Origin of the sequence: Candidatus Trichorickettsia mobilis (assembly GCF_034366785.1) — a bacterium.
GTDB lineage: Bacteria > Pseudomonadota > Alphaproteobacteria > Rickettsiales > Rickettsiaceae > Trichorickettsia > Trichorickettsia mobilis_A.
Map to the genome: position 1 here is coordinate 348,546 of NZ_CP112932.1, position 18,127 is coordinate 366,672.

General features: G+C 35.2%; 16 protein-coding genes and 1 tRNA gene. 5 read left to right on the plus strand and 12 right to left on the minus strand.

The annotated features are described in order from the left end of the window. Positions 1 to 20 precede the first annotated feature (20 nt). From rpoB to rpsL, 11 genes are all read right to left on the minus strand, one after another. Positions 21 to 4,124, minus strand: a complete 4,104-nt coding sequence (rpoB, locus tag Trichorick_RS01520) for a DNA-directed RNA polymerase subunit beta (protein ID WP_323738506.1) — start codon at positions 4,122 to 4,124, stop codon at positions 21 to 23. A gap of 491 nt (positions 4,125 to 4,615) precedes the next feature. Beyond that, positions 4,616 to 4,984: a 50S ribosomal protein L7/L12 gene (rplL, locus tag Trichorick_RS01525; protein ID WP_323738507.1), complete on the minus strand. Its 369-nt coding sequence runs from the start codon at positions 4,982 to 4,984 to the stop codon at positions 4,616 to 4,618. 32 nt (positions 4,985 to 5,016) lie between these two features. Beyond that, positions 5,017 to 5,523, minus strand: coding sequence for a 50S ribosomal protein L10 (rplJ, locus tag Trichorick_RS01530; RefSeq protein ID WP_323738508.1), 507 nt, complete (start codon positions 5,521 to 5,523; stop codon positions 5,017 to 5,019). 12 nt (positions 5,524 to 5,535) lie between these two features. Next, positions 5,536 to 6,279, minus strand: a complete 744-nt coding sequence (gene rplA, locus Trichorick_RS01535; protein ID WP_323738509.1) for a 50S ribosomal protein L1 — start codon at positions 6,277 to 6,279, stop codon at positions 5,536 to 5,538. A gap of 2 nt (positions 6,280 to 6,281) precedes the next feature. After that, complete coding sequence (gene rplK / locus Trichorick_RS01540; RefSeq protein ID WP_323738510.1) at positions 6,282 to 6,716, minus strand: 50S ribosomal protein L11; 435 nt, start codon at positions 6,714 to 6,716, stop codon at positions 6,282 to 6,284. Between the two features lie 185 nt (positions 6,717 to 6,901). Then, the gene (gene nusG / locus Trichorick_RS01545; RefSeq protein WP_323738511.1) at positions 6,902 to 7,429 is read right to left on the minus strand and encodes a transcription termination/antitermination protein NusG; all 528 of its coding nucleotides are present in this window, start codon (positions 7,427 to 7,429) and stop codon (positions 6,902 to 6,904) included. Positions 7,430 to 7,450: 21 nt separating this feature from the next. After that, positions 7,451 to 7,651 carry a preprotein translocase subunit SecE gene (gene secE / locus Trichorick_RS01550; RefSeq protein WP_316353953.1) on the minus strand — a complete coding sequence of 67 codons (201 nt, stop codon included), beginning with the start codon at positions 7,649 to 7,651 and terminating at the stop codon, positions 7,451 to 7,453. A gap of 18 nt (positions 7,652 to 7,669) precedes the next feature. Next, a tRNA-Trp gene (locus Trichorick_RS01555) sits at positions 7,670 to 7,745 on the minus strand. Positions 7,746 to 7,820: 75 nt separating this feature from the next. Beyond that, complete coding sequence (fusA, locus tag Trichorick_RS01560) at positions 7,821 to 9,896, minus strand: elongation factor G (RefSeq protein ID WP_323738512.1); 2,076 nt, start codon at positions 9,894 to 9,896, stop codon at positions 7,821 to 7,823. Between the two features lie 4 nt (positions 9,897 to 9,900). Then, positions 9,901 to 10,386, minus strand: coding sequence for a 30S ribosomal protein S7 (rpsG, locus tag Trichorick_RS01565; RefSeq protein WP_323738513.1), 486 nt, complete (start codon positions 10,384 to 10,386; stop codon positions 9,901 to 9,903). A 37-nt stretch (positions 10,387 to 10,423) separates the two neighbouring features. Next, entirely contained in the window at positions 10,424 to 10,798 is a 375-nt protein-coding gene (gene rpsL / locus Trichorick_RS01570) for a 30S ribosomal protein S12 (RefSeq protein WP_316353957.1), read from the minus strand. 408 nt (positions 10,799 to 11,206) lie between these two features. On the opposite strand from rpsL, the gene cyaY reads away from it, so the two are divergent. From cyaY to Trichorick_RS01595, 5 genes are all read left to right on the plus strand, one after another. After that, on the plus strand, positions 11,207 to 11,509 hold the full coding sequence (cyaY, locus tag Trichorick_RS01575; RefSeq protein ID WP_323738514.1) for an iron donor protein CyaY: 303 nt from the start codon (positions 11,207 to 11,209) through the stop codon (positions 11,507 to 11,509). Positions 11,510 to 11,562: 53 nt separating this feature from the next. Beyond that, the gene (locus Trichorick_RS01580) at positions 11,563 to 12,405 is read left to right on the plus strand and encodes a spermidine synthase (RefSeq protein ID WP_323738515.1); all 843 of its coding nucleotides are present in this window, start codon (positions 11,563 to 11,565) and stop codon (positions 12,403 to 12,405) included. 90 nt (positions 12,406 to 12,495) lie between these two features. Next, complete coding sequence (locus tag Trichorick_RS01585) at positions 12,496 to 14,238, plus strand: ABC transporter ATP-binding protein (RefSeq protein ID WP_323738516.1); 1,743 nt, start codon at positions 12,496 to 12,498, stop codon at positions 14,236 to 14,238. 431 nt (positions 14,239 to 14,669) lie between these two features. Further along, on the plus strand, positions 14,670 to 15,212 hold the full coding sequence (locus Trichorick_RS01590) for a hypothetical protein (RefSeq protein WP_323738517.1): 543 nt from the start codon (positions 14,670 to 14,672) through the stop codon (positions 15,210 to 15,212). Between the two features lie 35 nt (positions 15,213 to 15,247). After that, on the plus strand, positions 15,248 to 16,078 hold the full coding sequence (locus Trichorick_RS01595; RefSeq protein WP_323738518.1) for a hypothetical protein: 831 nt from the start codon (positions 15,248 to 15,250) through the stop codon (positions 16,076 to 16,078). A 686-nt stretch (positions 16,079 to 16,764) separates the two neighbouring features. Here Trichorick_RS01595 and Trichorick_RS01600 read toward each other — a convergent pair. Further along, complete coding sequence (locus Trichorick_RS01600) at positions 16,765 to 18,069, minus strand: M48 family metalloprotease (protein ID WP_323738519.1); 1,305 nt, start codon at positions 18,067 to 18,069, stop codon at positions 16,765 to 16,767. Positions 18,070 to 18,127 lie beyond the last annotated feature (58 nt).

Consider the following 18,127-nt stretch of genomic DNA (forward strand, 5'->3'; position numbering starts at 1 on the left):
CTTGATTTTAACCGAGTATATCAGGTTGTGGTGCTATCCTCTAACTGAACATTCAAACATAAAGAACGAAACTCTTTAATCATTACATTAAACGACTCAGGGATTCCAGACTCAAAATTATTATCCCCTCTAACCGTAGATTCATAAATCTTGATTCTACCAGCAACATCATCTGATTTCACAGTTAACATTTCCTGCAAGGTATAAGCTGCGCCATAAGCTTGCAGCGCCCAACATTCCATTTCACCAAAACGCTGACCACCAAAATGAGATTTACCACCCAAAGGTTGTTGGGTTACTAAACTATAAGGACCTATAGAACGAGCATGTATTTTATCATCAACCAAATGATGTAACTTTAATAAATATTTATAGCCAACCGTAATATTACGATCAAAATACTCTCCTGTACGCCCATCTATTAGCCTAGTCTGACCAGAAATATCTTGTTTTGCTAGCTCAAGCATTGCTTTTACATCTTCCACTTTTGCACCATCAAATACTGGAGTGGCAAAATAAACTCCTTTTTTATTTGCATTACAAAAATCTATTATTTCCTCTTTTGACATTTGCTGAATGTTATTCAACAACATTTCAGAACTGAAAATTGTGGTAATAAAAGACTTTATTTCGTCAATATTGATTTGATTATTACAATATTGATCGCATACATTTCCGATTTGCTTGCCTAAATTGACCGCTGCCCAACCTAAATGAGTTTCTAAAATCTGCCCTACATTCATACGAGAAGGCAAACCAAGTGGATTTAACACTATATCAATAACCGTACCATCTTCTAGGAACGGCATATCTTCTTCAGGCATGATTCGTGAGATCACTCCTTTATTTCCATGTCGACCGGCCATTTTATCTCCTGGCTGCAATTTATGCTTGGTAGCAATAAACACTTTTACAATTTTTAAAGCTCCTTGAGGCAAATCATCTCCACTTTGGACTTTTTCTACTTTACTAGTAAAACGCTTATTGAGCATATCTTTCTTTTCATCATAATGACGTTTGATCTGCTCTATTTCGTTCATAACGCTTGAATCTTCAACAATAAACTGCCAAAATTGTCCACGAGATAAATTTTCAAACGTTTTTTCAGTAATGACAGTAGCACTCTTAATCGTTTTAGGACCGCTAACCACGGTTTGACCTATTAAAATAGTCTCAAGACGCATAAAGACAAAATGCTCAATAATCTCAAGCTCATCATCTCTATCTTTAGCTAATTTTTCAATTTGCTGTTTTTCAATTGCTAAAGCACGCTCATCTTTTTCTACTCCACGACGAGAAAACACTCTAACTTCTACCACAGTGCCAGTAACCCCAGGAGGTACATGCAACGACGAATCTCTAACATCAGCAGCTTTTTCTCCAAAAATTGCTCTTAACAATTTTTCTTCAGGAGTCATTGGTGATTCACTTTTCGGAGTCACTTTACCAACTAGAATATCACCAGGTTTTACCTCAGCACCAACATATACTATTCCAACTTCATCAAGATGACGTAAGTTCTCATCACTAACATTTGGAATATCTCTGGTAATCTCTTCTGGCCCTAATCTGGTATCTCTAGCCACCACTTCAAATTCTTCAATATGAATCGAAGTATAAACATCATCTTTAACTATACGCTCAGAGATCAATATGGAATCTTCAAAATTATAACCACTCCAAGGTATAAAAGCTACCAACACATTTCTACCTAAAGCAATTTCTCCACAATCCGTACTTGGACCATCAGCAATTACTTCACCTTTGCTAACATAATCTCCGACCTTTATTAACGGCTTTTGGTTAATACAAGTATTATGATTAGATTTTTGAAATTTAAGCAAATTATATATATCTACCCCTGGAGAACCATCTTTCTTTTGTTCAACAGTTCTGACAACAATTCTTGTCGAATCCACCTGTTCTACTATACCATCGTTTAAAGCAACAATTGATGCTCCAGAGTCTCTAGCTACCACTCCTTCAATACCAGTTCCAACTAACGGTGCATCGCTTTTAATTAACGGTACTGCTTGACGCTGCATGTTTGAGCCCATAAGCGCCCTGTTAGCATCATCATTTTCTAAAAAAGGAATCAATGAAGCCGCAACTGATACTACCTGCATCGGTGTCACGTCAATATAATCAACTTCAACAGGAGATACCATCACAAAATTACCACCATCGGTACGACAATTAATAGCCTCAGCCTGTAAATTACCATTCTTGTCAATAGCAGCATTTGCTTGCGCAATTTTATATTTACCCTCTTCAATTGCTGATAAATACTGCACTTCTGTAGTAACTCTACCTTCTATTACTTTACGATAAGGACTCTCGATAAAACCATATTTATTAACTCTGGCATACGTAGCCATCGAATTAATTAAGCCAATATTTTGTCCCTCAGGAGTTTCAATCGGACATATTCTACCATAGTGAGTAGGATGTACATCTCGCACCTCAAAACCTGCTCGATCACGACTCAATCCACCAGGCCCTAATGCTGACAACCTGCGTTTATGTGTAATTTCTGATAATGGATTAGTTTGATCCATAAATTGAGATAGTTGTGAAGTGCTAAAAAATTCTTTTATTACGGATACCAGCACTTTTGAGTTCACTAAATCATGAGGCATTACCGCATCAATATCAACAGCAGAAATTCTTTCCAGAATTGATTTTTCCATCCTTACCAAACCAATCCTAAACTGATTTTCAATCAATTCACCAACTGACCTTACTCTTCTATTACCTAAATGGTCAATATCATCAATTTGTCCTTTACCATCTTTGAGCGCAACTAGAACTTTAATAATATGCTTTATATCGTCTATAGTTACAGTTGTAGTACTAGATTGTTCATCAAGCCCTAATCTGGCGTTCATTTTGATACGCCCTACCTCAGATAAATCGTAGCGTTCAGCATTAAAAAACAAGCTATTAAATAAAGCAAGTCCTGCATCAAAAGTAGCCGGCTCTCCTGGTCTTAGAACCCTAAATATATCTATAAGCGCCGAAAGTTGATCTTGATTCTTATCTGCAAACAAGGTATTACGAATATAAGGACCTGATTGTGAACCAATCGCAAGTACAGATAGAGATTTAATCTGTAACTTGTCAATAGCTTGCAACATATCTGACGTAATCACTTCACCAATATCTGCTAATACTTCTCCACTTTGCGGGTCTACTAAATCATCAGCCAAACATTTTTCAAGCAAGAATTCTTTTTCTACAAGAATATTCTTTACTCCATCTTTAGCAAATTTTTTAGCAAGTCTTGGAGTTATTTTTTGCCCAGCTTCAAGCACCACTGCTCCGGTATCTGCATCCACTAAATCATTATTTAATCGATGTGCAGTTACTAATTCCGGCAAAAATTTTGTTGACCAACCGTTCAAAGAAACATGATAGGTCATTGTATCATAATAAAATTTTATGATTTCATTAGCCGACATTCCAATGGCACGGAGCAACGTTGTAACGTACAATTTTCTTTTTCTATCTATACGAAAATACAAGATATCTTTTGCATCAAATTCAAAGTCTAACCAAGAACCTCTATATGGTATTATTCTTGCTGAATATAAAAACTTTCCAGAAGAATGAACTTTACCTTCATCATGATAAAAAAATACACCAGGAGAGCGATGCATTTGAGAGACCACCACTCTTTCTGTACCATTAATTACGAATGTTCCATTTTGAGTCATTAATGGAATATCGCCCATGTACACTTCTTGTTCTTTAATGCCCTTAATCTCTCTAGCACCAGTACTTTCTTCAATCTCCCAAACACTAAGACGCAAAGTCACTTTTAATGGCGCAGCATAGCTCAAACCACGTTGATGACATTCTTCTACATCATATTTAGGATTATCTAACTCATACTTTACAAACTCTAAATTGGCAGTATCAGCTGAATCATGAATTGGAAAGATAGAATTTAAAACAGCTTGCAAGCCTTTATTTTCCCGCTCACCATCCTTAATACCAAGCTGTAAAAAGTTTTTTTGATAAGAGTTCTTTTGCACCTCAATAAGATTTGGTATTGAAGCTACTAGATTTATTTGACCGAAATTTTTTCTTATACGCTTATCAATCGACAAGGATTGCGCCATATAATCTCCAGAGTAAAATTTAATTATATCTTAAGTACGATGTAGAACTAATTATTACTGTAAAATTATAAATAACTCATAGTAATACTACAGAACGACAAACATTACTAAGATTGATGATTTATAGGCTTATAAAATTTCATCTTTAAAGAGGAATTTTATAAGCCTATATTAAAGATATATAAAGCCTATAGACAAAAGTATATAGCAAAAATCATTTGAGAATTGAACGCAGCTAATTTTAAAGCTATGCTTGTATTACACACAGATAATCCAAATTCTAAACTTAGAAAATAGCTCAAACAAATTATATTAAGTGTGTAGATCTAAAACTTAAACAAGAATCCACGCAAATTATTGCTGGAGTATTGCTGCTTAGAGATCCAAAGTACAAAAATAACAGCTCAATACAACCTATTAAACACCTTAACAAACACTACACTTCACACAAATTTGCTACATTCAATTCAAGTGATTTTTTTATTAGCCAATTATTTTATTTCAACTTTAGCACCGGCAGCTTCAAGCTTTACCTTCATTGCTTCTGCATCACTCTTATTAACACCTTGCTTTAATGGTTGTGGCGCTCCTTCCACTAAATCCTTAGCCTCTTTCAAGCCTAAACCAGTAAGCGCACGTACTTCTTTGATAATTTCAATTTTTTTATCACCAAAACTTACCAAAATAACATCAAATTCCGTTTTTTCTTCTACTACCGCAGCTGCTGCTGGAGCACTTGCGGCAGCCACTGGCGCCGCTGCTGATACTCCCCATTTTTCTTCTAACATCTTTGAAAGTTCCGCAGCTTGCATTACTGTCAACGATGATAGTTCATCTACGATTTTTGTTAAATTTGTCATAAATTTACCTCTAAAATTCTAATTGATTAATATTATTTATCTGCAAATGCTTGCAACACTCTTGCAAGCCCTGTAGCCGGAGCTTGCAATACAGTAGCGATTCTTGTTGCAGGGGCTTGCAGTACACCAATAATTTTACCCCTTAATTCATCCAATGATGGCAGTTTAGCTATTTGCTTCACTTCCTCAACATTTAACAACTGATTATCTACTATACCACCAACAATCTTCAGTCTTTCATTTAACTTTGCAAACTCGACAATTGTCTTAGCCGCAATAATTGGGTCTTTCGAATAGGCTATAGCTGTAGGACCACAAAATAGCTCAGATATTTGTTTTATCCCAGCATTATCAGCAGCTATCTTCGACAACGTATTTTTTACTATCTTAAATCCAGCTCCTTTTTCTCTCAAAGATCTACGCAACACCGTAATCTGCTTAACAGTAAGACCATGGTAATGAGTTACTATTAAAGACCCAGATTGCTGATATACTTCTGCTAATTCTGAGACAAACTTCTGTTTTTCTGACCTTAACACCAAAATTCTCCTTTATACTATTTGCGATATAGTAGCTGTATCTATTTTTATCGAAGGCCCCATAGTTGAAGATAAATACATAGCCTTTAAATAAGTACCCTTTGCACCAGTTGGTTTAGCTTTAATTACAGCAGATATTACTGCATGCAAATTTTTCAACAGATCTTGAGCTAAAAACGATAATTTTCCAACTCCGGCATGAATTATCCCAGCTTTCTCAACTCTAAATTCCACCTGACCACTTTTTACATTCTTAATGGCTGTTACAATATCAGTTGTTACTGTTCCTAATTTAGGATTAGGCATCAGCCCCTTAGGACCCAAAATTTTTGCCACCCCACCAACTACTCCCATCATATCTGGCGTTGCTATACATGTGTCAAAATTAATTTTGCCACTTTTAATTTCTTCAATAATCTCTACAGAACCAGCAAAATCTGCCCCAGCAGCAAGCGCATCCGCCACTTTATCATCTCTACAAATAACCGCAACTCTTACAGTTTTACCAGTTCCAGCCGGCAAAGCCACAACCCCTCTTACCATTTGATCAGAATGACGCGGATCCACACCCAACTTCATAACAATTTCTAAAGTTTCATCAAACTTTACATAAGAACAGCTGCGTAAAACCTCTACCGCTTTTTCTAAATCATAGAATACTTGCTGATTTATTTGCTCGCGTGCAGCACGTAGCTTTTTAGCCCCTTTTCTACTTTCTTTGTCTTTCTTTTTTTTCTCTTCTTCGCTAGCTTTCATAATTAATCCTGTTTCACTTCAATGCCCATAGATTCTGCCGTACCACAAATAATTCTAACCGCCGCCTGCAAATCATTAGCATTAAGATCAACCATCTTGATTTTTGCAATCTCTGCAACCTGAGACATAGTTACCACACCAACTACAGCTTCTTTTTTAGTAGAAGCTGACCCTTTTGTAATCTTTGCAAATTGCTTTAAGTAATAAGATGCAGGCGGAGTTTTCGTAATAAAAGTAAAACTTTTATCCTCAAATGCAGTAATTACAACTGGCACCGGAGTTCCAGGATCCATTCCTTGCGTAGCAGCATTAAAAGCTTTACAAAACTCCATTATATTAAGCCCTTTCTGACCAAGAGCTGGCCCTATTGGCGGAGAAGGATTGGCTTTACCAGCAAGAACTGTTAGCTTAATATAAGCTGTAATTTTTTTTGCCATTAATTCTTCCTTTAAATTTAATAATTAATACTTCACATAGGCCAAAGAGCCAGAATTTACGTTAATCAAAATCAATAAGCGCTAGAAGTATCAAACGCAGCATGCTTTAAGTATACGAGCAAGATCCCCTAGATACGACAACACAACCCTTTATTTTCATCAAGTATCTAGCACATCAATTTAAGCTATACCTTCTTCACTTGATTAAAAGCTAAATCTATCGGCGTCGCTTTGCCAAAAATTGAAATAGATACACGCAACCGCAACTTCTCATTATCTATATCATCTATAACACCATTAAAGCTATCAAATGGCCCATCAGTTACTATCACAGCCTCACCTACCTCATACAATTTAGCTGAAGTAACTCCCTTTTTTTCCGACTCTAATTGCTCAAAGATATTTTTTACTTCTTTTGCACTAAGAGGATATGGCTTACTTTTTCCACCCAAAAACCCTGTAATTTTTGGCACACTTTTTACCAAATGCCATGACTCGTCAGTCATCTTCATCTTAATCAAAATGTATCCTGGCATGAATTTCTTTTCTGTCTTTACAGACTTACCACGCTTTATCTCAGAAACTTCTATTACCGGTACAACTATTTCCTCAAAAAATTCAGACATACTATTTTTAGCAATCTGATCAATAATCATTTGCTTCACTCGTTTTTCAGAGCCTGATAAAGTATGTATAATGTACCATTCTCCCACAATTAAACTTCCTAAAATCAACTATTTTCCAATGTTCAGTAAAATACGTACTAAACCATGAATACCATAATCTAATATCATACAAATGACACTACAAATCAATACTGCAACAACTATTATAGAAGTGGAAGTAATTAATTCTTTTTTATTTGGCCATACAACTTTATAAGCTTCTTGTTTAACTTGCTCATAAAATTTTATAATCTTATTATCTTTTAACATATACCAAACAGAGCTAAGTGGCAGGAGCGACAGGAATCGAACCCGCAACCTCCGGTTTTGGAGACCGGCGCTCTACCAATTGAGCTACACTCCTATCATATTTTTATTATTTAATCAACATAATTTTTACAACTAACACTATCTGACAAACAAAGAAAACTATATTCGTTTATTTTTTAGACTTAATTGAATCTGCCACCAATTGCGGCACTTGATCATAATGACAAAACAACATACTATATTGAGAACGACCCTGCGACAAAGAACGCAAACTATTCACATAACCAAACATCTCAGCCAAAGGAACATTAGCGGTAATTACCTGCGCATTACCACGCGGTTCCATACTTTGAATTTGTCCACGACGACTGTTCAAATCACCAATAATGTCCCCCATATACTCATCTGGAGTAACCACCTCAACCTTCATTATCGGCTCTAACAATTTAGGATTCGCCTTTGGCATCCCTTCTCTAAACGCCGCTTTAGCAGCAATTTCAAATGCTAGCACACTAGAATCAACATCATGGAAGGCGCCATCAATTAAAGTAGCTTTAAAATCTATCATTGGATAACCGGCAATAACACCACTATCCTTGATGTTCTTTAGCCCTTTCTCAACACCTGGGATAAATTCTCTAGGAATAGCACCACCAACTATTTTACTCTCAAACTCAAATCCTGAACCAGGCTCTAGTGGCTCAAATATTATTTTAACTCTAGCAAATTGCCCAGCACCACCAGATTGTTTTTTATGAGTGTAATCGATTTCATAAGCTTTAGTTATCGTTTCACGATATGCCACCTGCGGCGCTCCAACATTAGCCTCTACCTTAAACTCACGCCTCATCCGATCAACAATAATTTCTAAATGCAGCTCTCCCATACCTTTAATTACGGTTTGCCCAGTTTCTTGATCACTAGTCACTCTTAAAGACGGATCTTCTGCCGCAAGTCTTGATAAAGCCAAAGACATTTTTTCTTGATCAGGCGTAGATTTCGGCTCAATGGCAAGCTCTATAACCGGCTCTGGAAATTCCATCCGCTCCAAAACAATTTGATTATCAATATCACACAAAGTCTCACCGGTAGTAGTAAATTTTAATCCCGCTAGAGCTACAATATCACCAGCAACAGCCAACTTAACATCTTCTCGGTCATTAGCATGCATCAGCAACATTCTTCCAATTCGCTCTTTCTGCTCTTTAACTGTATTCATTACAGTAGCTCCCGACTGAATCTGGCCAGAATAAATCCTAACAAATGTCAGTGAGCCCACAAAAGGATCAGTCATTACTTTAAACGCTAAAGCAGCAAATTTTCCTGATTCCGAAATTACAAAATCTCGCTCTTCACCGGTTTTCAAATCAATTCCTTTAACCTTACCAATATCCACCGGTGATGGTAAATAATCTATAACCGCATCTAATAACGGCTGCACTCCTTTATTCTTAAAAGCACTACCACATAATACCGGTACAAAACTACCAGCAATAGTTCCTTTTCTAATACAAGCCTTTATCTCTTCTTCCGTTAATTCTACACCAGATAAATATTTTTCCAACAACACATCATCAAGCTCTGCAGCCATATCAAGCAAATTAACTCTATACTCCGTGGCCTGCTTTAACATATCATCTGGAACCTCTTCATATGAATATTCAGCTCCTAAAGTTTCATCTTTCCAGATGATTGCTTTCATTTTAATTAAATCAACGACACCTTTAAAACTTTCTTCTATCCCCACCGGCAACTGAGTAACCAACGGTTTAGCACCGAGACGATCTTTCATCATCTCAACACATCTATAAAAATTGGCTCCCATTCTATCCATTTTATTTACAAAGCACATCCTTGGCACTTTGTATTTATCAGCCTGCCGCCACACCGTTTCAGATTGAGGCTCAACTCCGGCCACACCATCAAAGACCGCCACCGCACCATCAAGCACTCGTAACGAACGCTCTACTTCTATAGTAAAATCCACGTGCCCAGGCGTATCAATAATATTAATTCTTTTATCACGCCAAAAACAGGTAGTAGCAGCAGAAGTAATAGTAATTCCACGCTCTTGCTCCTGCTCCATCCAATCCATGGTAGCTCCACCTTCGTGCACTTCACCTATTTTATGAGACTTGCCAGTATAGTACAATATACGCTCTGTAGTTGTAGTTTTACCAGCATCAATGTGAGCACAAATACCAATATTACGAATATCAGATAAAGCAAATTTTTTGGTCGACATTTAACTACCTCTGAGTCTTGCGTGAGCTAAAATGCGAGAAGGCTTTATTAGCCTCAGCCATTTTATGAGTATCTTCTCTTTTCTTCATGGCTCCACCACGATGATTAGCTGCATCAAACAGCTCTTCAGATAATTTATCTATCATCGCTTTTTCTGAACGTTTAACACTAGCCGCAATAATCCAACGACAAGCTAAAGCATAACCTCTTCTTTCATCAACTGGAGATGGAACCTGATAATTTGCTCCACCTACCCTAACCGAAGTTACCTCAAGATAAGGCTTAACATTATGCATAGCATTATTAAAGGTTTCAAAAGGATCAGCGCGATGCTTTTTTTCTATTCTATTTAAAGCCCCATATACTATCTTTTCAGCTAAAGCTTTTTTTCCTTCTTGCATGACATTATTTATAAACCTAGCCAACAACACACTATTGTACTTCATATCTGGCAAGATCACTCTTTTTTCTGCAGCATGACGACGCGACATTTTATTTCTCTTTAATGATTATTTAAAAAAACTGGTATTATTTTGCTTTCGCTGAAGTTCCGTATCTAGAACGCCCTTGTTTACGCCCCTTCACTCCCTGAGTATCATAAGTTCCACGCACTATATGATATTTTACACCTGGTAGATCAGGCACTCTACCACCACGCACCAATACAGCAGAGTGCTCTTGTAAATTATGCCCTTCACCTGGAATGTAAGCATTAACATACTGCCCATTACTTAAACGAACTCTGGCCATTTTACGCAACGCAGAATTTGGCTTTTTCGGAGTAACTGTCTTAACTATAACACACACTCCTTTCAAAAAGGGATTGCCTCTTAATGCAGGTGATTTTGTTTTGCGTATCTTTGACTTCCGCCCAAAGCGGACAAGCTGATTATTCGTTGGCATTCAATTCCCCAGACCTAAAATAAGTTAAAATTTCGGCTGAATATAATCAATTTTTTATACAAAAGCAAGCAGCTTCTTTTGAAAAACACTGTTTACTACTCAATACACATGGAATATCTGGATTTCTAAATATGAGGTTGATAAATATCATAGATTTATGTAAGAGCGATAATAATATTCTGTCGCACAAGTTAATATTCTTTCCATACTAAACATACATTATATTAACCCTATAATCAGAGTGTTTACTGAACTATGTCAATATATACCTCAGCCAATTTTTAAATTATAATGATATTGAAAAGAAAAAGCAGTTTTATTTATACAAATAACGAAACAAAATATTTGATTTTACTAAAATAAACCTTATCCTTACGACACACTCTATAGATGTTAAAAAATAATAAAATGCACCTCATCGAATTTTCTAATATAGCCGAACAAGTTTTATTGTTTATAGCTGATACTATAGAATCATTTGATAGCGATGGATTAATTGACGTTGATTTTAACAATGATATGATCAACATCTCTACTGATAAAGGAATATTTATAATTAACAAACATTCCGCCTCAATGCAAATATGGTTAGCATCTCCAATTAGCGGCCCTTATCATTTCTCTTATGCTAATGGCAAGTGGTACTCGCATGCCGGCTCAGAATTATTTGAGATTCTGACTAATGAATTACAGATTATATTTAAGCCGTAAGAACTGTCTTTATATTAAGGTGTCGCATTTATATAAGATATGTAGAAAAAATCATGAATACTAAAATCACCAATCGTCATTATATTTACGCAGTAATTTTGTTGAGCATATGCTGTTATTTAAGCGCTATAGCTCAAGCAACTCAGACAGTAATTTTGCACCATTCTTCTAATAAATATGGACCTATATGGGTTTATGATAGCGCTGATCTTAAGCGCTGTTTATCATTTGTACCGCCTGGTCAGGTTATCCAAAGTTGTATGATGACGTCAGAACCCGACAAACTAATTTTTGATTATGCAAAAATGGTGTTAGGTACTTTGTACTTGAATAAGAATCCTAAAAAAATTCTGATGATTGGCCTTGGAGGAGGAAGCGTTGCTAAAGCTCTTTATACAATATTACCTTCAGTAAAATTAGATATTGTTGAAATAAATCCAGATATTCCGGCTTTAGCAAAGAAATATTTTGCATTTCAAGAAGATGATCATACTCGAATATTTGTTGAAGACGGTTTTGATTTTATTAAAAATTCTCATCATAATAGCTATGATATAGTTATTATAGATGCTTTTACTAAAGATTATGTCCCCCCATCTTTTTTAACATTAGAATTTGTAAAAAATGTTCAAAATGTTTTGAAACCAAATGGAGTGGTGGCTGTCAATACCTTTAAGAATAACAGCTATTATGAGCTAGAATCAAAGTTATACAAAGAAATATTTGGTGATTTCTTTAATTTAATAAGTTTAGAAACTCGTGTAATTATAGCAAAAAAAGGGGAGTTACCATCTTTTGCAAAGATTCAAAAACAGGCCATAAATTGGAAATTTAGCTTTACAAGATTGGATATTGACGAAGAATGGTTACTAGATAAATTTATTAAACAAAAATAATGCGCGCTTAGTGTAGCACTTATAACGCAAGAACTAACTTGTGAGTAAGGGCTATGTTAATGTTATAGCCCAGGAACACCAGTAAATACAATGTATATCCATCAATCCTTAAAATTAACAAAATACATAAAACTCTATAAACAGGATATCATCATTGTAATGATATCTATAATAAGTGTATCCGGATCTTTACTGATGCTGGGACAAGCATTCAAACAGCTTATTGATAATGGTTTAACTACAAAATATATTTCTTCAGTCAATAATTCAATATCACTAATTTGTCTGCTAATCATAATCTTTGGTATCAGCAGTTTTTTTCGCTCCTATTTTATAAATAAAGTTGCAGAGAAAATTACCGCTAAAATTAGAAACGAAGCCGTCATCAATCTACTGCGGCTTGATATTTCTTACTTTGAGGACTCCAAAATCGGCAATATCATCTCCTGTCTTATTGCAGATGTTGAATTAATCGCAAAACTGATTATCGATTTACTATCATTTGTGGTACGTAATTTGTTGATGCTAATCGGCAGTATGGGACTGATGTTTATTCATAGCACCAAACTTTCTTTAATCGTACTCAGTGTAATACCGCTGTTATTGATCCCGATACTAAAGCTTGGACGCCATGTGAGAGCTTTATCAAAAAATGCTTTAACCTTGCAAGGCGATATTGCTGCCAATTTAACAGAAAATTTTACTAATATTCATACTTTATACGCTTTTAATCAGCAACAACGCAAAATCAATGAATTTATTGATCAAACCAATATTTATCTTCAATATGCTTCAAGTAGATTAAAAATTAGAGCAATATTTTTTGCTGGTTCGATCTCGGTAGTGTTAGCTGCAATTACTCTAGTAATATGGGTTGGTAGTAAAGATATTGTTACCAATAGTATTTCTTCAGGTCAAATGATCTCTTTTATTTATTACGCTATTATCGCTGGCATGAGCGCCGGCGGCATTGCAGAATTTATCGGCGAAGCACAAAAACCATATGCTGCAGTAGAGCGAGTATTTGATCTGCTAAACTTAAAGCCTCAACGACAATTGGATACGCATGCTAATATTACTCTAGTAACTAGCACAAATAATATTACATTCAACAATGTAAGTTTTTCATACCCTAGTCGACCACTGATCAAAATACTAAATAATATTACATTTAAAATTCACGCTGGTCAGTTTATAGGAATTGTTGGCAGATCCGGAGCCGGCAAAAGCACTATAATGCAATTGCTATTAAAATTTTATCTCCCTACCACTGGTAATATTATGATTGGTAATCAGGATATCGCTACAACAGATACTATAGAAGTACGTAAATTAATTGCATATGTACCTCAAGATCCTAGTATTTTTTCTGGTACGATTAGATCCAATATCGCTTTCTCCAAACCAGATGCACATGAAGAAGAGATAATTCACGCAGCAACTGTTACCGGTATTATGGATTTTGTCCACGACTTAAAAGATGGGTTAAATACGCAAATTGGCGAAAAAGGAGTTAGGCTATCTGGTGGACAAAAACAACGTATAGCCATTAGCAGAGCTATCCTATACCAACCAGAAATTTTATTACTTGATGAAGCCACAAGCGCCTTAGACAGCGAAAGTGAACAAAGATTATTCGCTGAATTACAAAATTTTATGCGTAGTAAAACTATAATTTCAATTGCTCATAGAATTTCAACCATCGAAAACGCTGATGAGATATTGGTAATAGATAAAGGAGCTCTGAGTGCTAGAGGTACTCATGATCAGTTATTAACAACCTCCAATATATATCGTATTCTATGTGAAGAACAAATAATCAGCTTTACTTAGAAGCGATGAGTTTTATTAAAATTTTGTCATATAATAGCTAAAGTCAGTAGGTGGCGCATACATACGAATCAAGTTAGATAATAAGTCGACAGTTGATCGTCTGAGCGCCCTAACTCTACGTCATTGCGAGACCATTTATGGTCTCGTAATGACGATTCAGTATAATCTCTTCTTTTCTTAAATCTAACAACTGACGCTATAGGAAGCGATAAGCAGCAAGAAAAAATTTTTAAAGAGTTGGAACAATTTCTTAAAGCACAAAATATAAACAACCAATTACACATGTTTTAATATAAATACATCTATTATATTATTATTATTCTATCATTTCTTCCTTGCATTACCACTAAAAGTAACCTACGATTGAATTAAGCGTGAAATATCAAACCTTCTTGCTCAATTAATTACTAAAATATATTGAGGTTACTGTTATGAAAAGATATCACAATATTTCAGACATACTTAATACAATTCCAAATTCCTATGTTGCATCATATAAAGCTCAGCAACGAGCAGAAACAGATGAAGTTATCGCTATACATCAAAAATATGGAATTTTCCCTTATCCAGGCACTTGCAAATCTATATCATTATATGATAAAGAAGTTACAGATATGGGTATAACTCTATTAGAAAACATTAATAAAACAATAAATACTTGTGTAACCATAAAAAAAGGGCAACAATATGATTCATGGGATTATAGTGCGTGGGAATTGCGTGCAAAGATTTGCAATACACCGGGTATTCATACCAAAACAAACGAATTTAAAAAACATTTAGAATTTTATAAGGCTCAATTAAGCAACTATGCATCTCAGATAGCCAAGTCTTCCAGTATGGCTGATGCTGATCAAATAGCAGTCGGAATGACCAAATATCATGATGATCATATTGGAACTCTCTATGCCGAAAGTCGACAAGCCTTAGATGATTTTCAGGTAGATATAATGGGTGTTAATGTTGTTGATTAATTCTGAAAAATAATTGATATAAAAAGAAGAACTTTATGACACTAAGAATTAATTTAAGTAATCAAATAACAAACTTGTCATTAATTAAAAAACAATTAAATGACAAAACAAACATAGCACAAACAGATGTTAAAGAAGCAGTTTCTATATCTCGCACAGGTATAGAAACTGCTAAATCTTCAGCAACTTCTTCAAGTGTAAATTTGGCTCAAAGACAAATTGAGCCAAATTTACATAAAGAAACTGTTATACAACTACAACAGCTTCAAGAATTCACAGTTGTTCAAATACAATCACAAAATGACGATATTGATTTTAACGGTGTACCTCGTTTAAGTTGGCTTAAAGGTAGAGATGATGTGTTATATAATCAGAAAATAGCATCTCTTTCTAGAGGTGCTGCTTCAATGAAAGCTTTTAGTGAAATTGTTGCAAGAACTAAAAATGATATAGTTATTAGTAAAGAAGACTGGCAAGCTATTGAATATAGTATTTCAGGATTTCAGAATGGGTTAGCAATTAATCAAGAAAACAAAGCAAAAACTAATGACCCCATCGTCCATAAAGTATTAGATTATATAATGCCAAAATCACAACAACGTTTAAATCTGTTAAAGGAGTTTTTATCTACAAAAGTAAAAGTTCCTGATACTGAAGAAACAGCTGCACTCGAGACCTTTGATATTAAATTTAATTTAGATATTCAAACACAAACCAACTTCTCTAACGAGAAAACAACTGAGTTATTGGAGTTTTTAGCAAAAGATTTAAGATGGTACGAATGGTACTTAAGAGATGAAGATTTAACTTCTTTAAGCTATTTTCAATTATCATTGTCACAATCAGTCACTTATGTCTGCTCTTGATGAGACTATATTAAACGTTAGTGCAACCAAGAGGTCTCTGCAAACGAGTTATATGCGAATATGTCATTAAAATAGCTTAGGTATCTATTGTTCACGTCCCCGGCAAACCTTTGCTGTATCAGCTATACAGATGGTGAGTTTGACAACAAACCGCTTCCACGATGTCATTCCAAGCAACGGCGGGAATCCAGCGTACATCTAAGCATTTGAGGCTTTTATTACTAGATTCCCGCCGTTGCTTGGAATGACATCGAGTGCATTAATAAGACTAGTATAGATATATCATACATCTGCGGTTTGCAGACCCCTGAATCAACTATGTTTGCAATAAAAATTTAAACTAAAAATATTTAAATTTTTATTGCTGCACACCCCACATTAAAATCACACAATTTAGCGTTAGCGATGACAATAATTTTACGCATCAAAGCCGTTAATGCGACCATCTTTTTTTTGCCTCGATTGATCATTTTCTCATAAAAATGAACAACCTTGCTTGATGCTACCACACTCCGTCATTGCGAGCCTAAGGCGAAGCAATCCGGTTATAGTTACTCATTTTACTGGATTGCTTCGGGCTTTAGCCCTCGCAATGACGGAGGCGGCTAAAACTCCTCAGCTCAGACGGGTTTATATTGCTTCATTTCCTTAACTTGACGCGTATGGTTCATTGAACACTCTCGTTGTTATTGCTCTTTTGTCTCACTAACTATAATATCATTGGCCTTATACCAATTAGGAGAATGTAGTTTAAAGCCTTTGATTGCAGCACGAGCTAATCTTTGCGCTTCCAGCACATTACCGGTTTTATATGCTAGCATTGCCAAGCTAAGTAGGCTTTCTGCTTGACGACCTGTTTGTTCATAATAAACAGCAAGATAATACAATACTACCGGATTATCATTTTCTTTTTCTGCAATTCGTTGCAAACTCTGATAAAACGTCTGCATCTTTTCCGCTTGATGTTCGTATATAGTAATACCGACAATAGCCTGACCCAACTTAATCAATAAATCATTTGGCCTTAATTTTGCTGCTATCGTATAAAAAGTTAAGGCTTCCTTTTTACCGAACTCGAATAAAATCTGCCCTTTTAGCTCATTATAAAAAGGATCATTAGGTTTTAATGCTAATAACTGATCAATGTGCAAGATCGAATTATTAAAATCACTCATTCGAAAATATATGATAGCTTTAATATAATGTCTAATTTCTGAATTATATTCTTGCAACTGATTATCAGATAATTTTTTAGGATCTATAGTAAAAGCCAATAATTTTGCTGCACTTCTAGCAAATTTATATTCTAGATCTGCAGCATTACTACTATTTTTAAATTTAGATTTTTGATAAAAATTTCGTAAAAGTACAAGTCGCTCACGACTCGATGGATGGGTTTGATCATATGGATTAACAAAAGTGCCATGATGCTGTTGTTCCATATATTCAAAGAAACTAATCATCCCTTTACAACTATTGCCGCTACTTTCGAGTAATCTCAGTGCTGTTTGATCAGCTGCAGACTCAAACCCTCTGGAATAAGATAATAATGACCGTTCAGAAAAATGGATACCACCTAACACCATTGCACTAGCAAGCTCAACATTACCACTGAGGCTACTTGCCAAACCAACTGCAATAGAAGATAGTGCCACTTTATTATAAATATCAATATTCTCTGCTTGCCGAACCACGTGTCGACCTACTATATGCCCTATTTCATGAGCTATAACTCCACGAATTACATCTATCTCTGGAAATTTACTGATCAGGCCGCTATAAATATAAATTTGATTGCCACCTGCAGTAAAAGCATTTAACTCATTACTATTTACCAGATAAATTTTGACTTCCAGTTTTGCAGCTCTGATTATTGGATCTGCAATTGCACGAATAGTTTCTTCTATTTCAGAATCTCTGATAATATTATTACCAATAGTCGTGATAGGCACAATAATACTTAAAAGAAATAGTAATATATTTTGTAACATAGGTGTTTTGTACAAATTACTTGAAAAAGTATGAAATTTATATCAGATTTCAATCCAC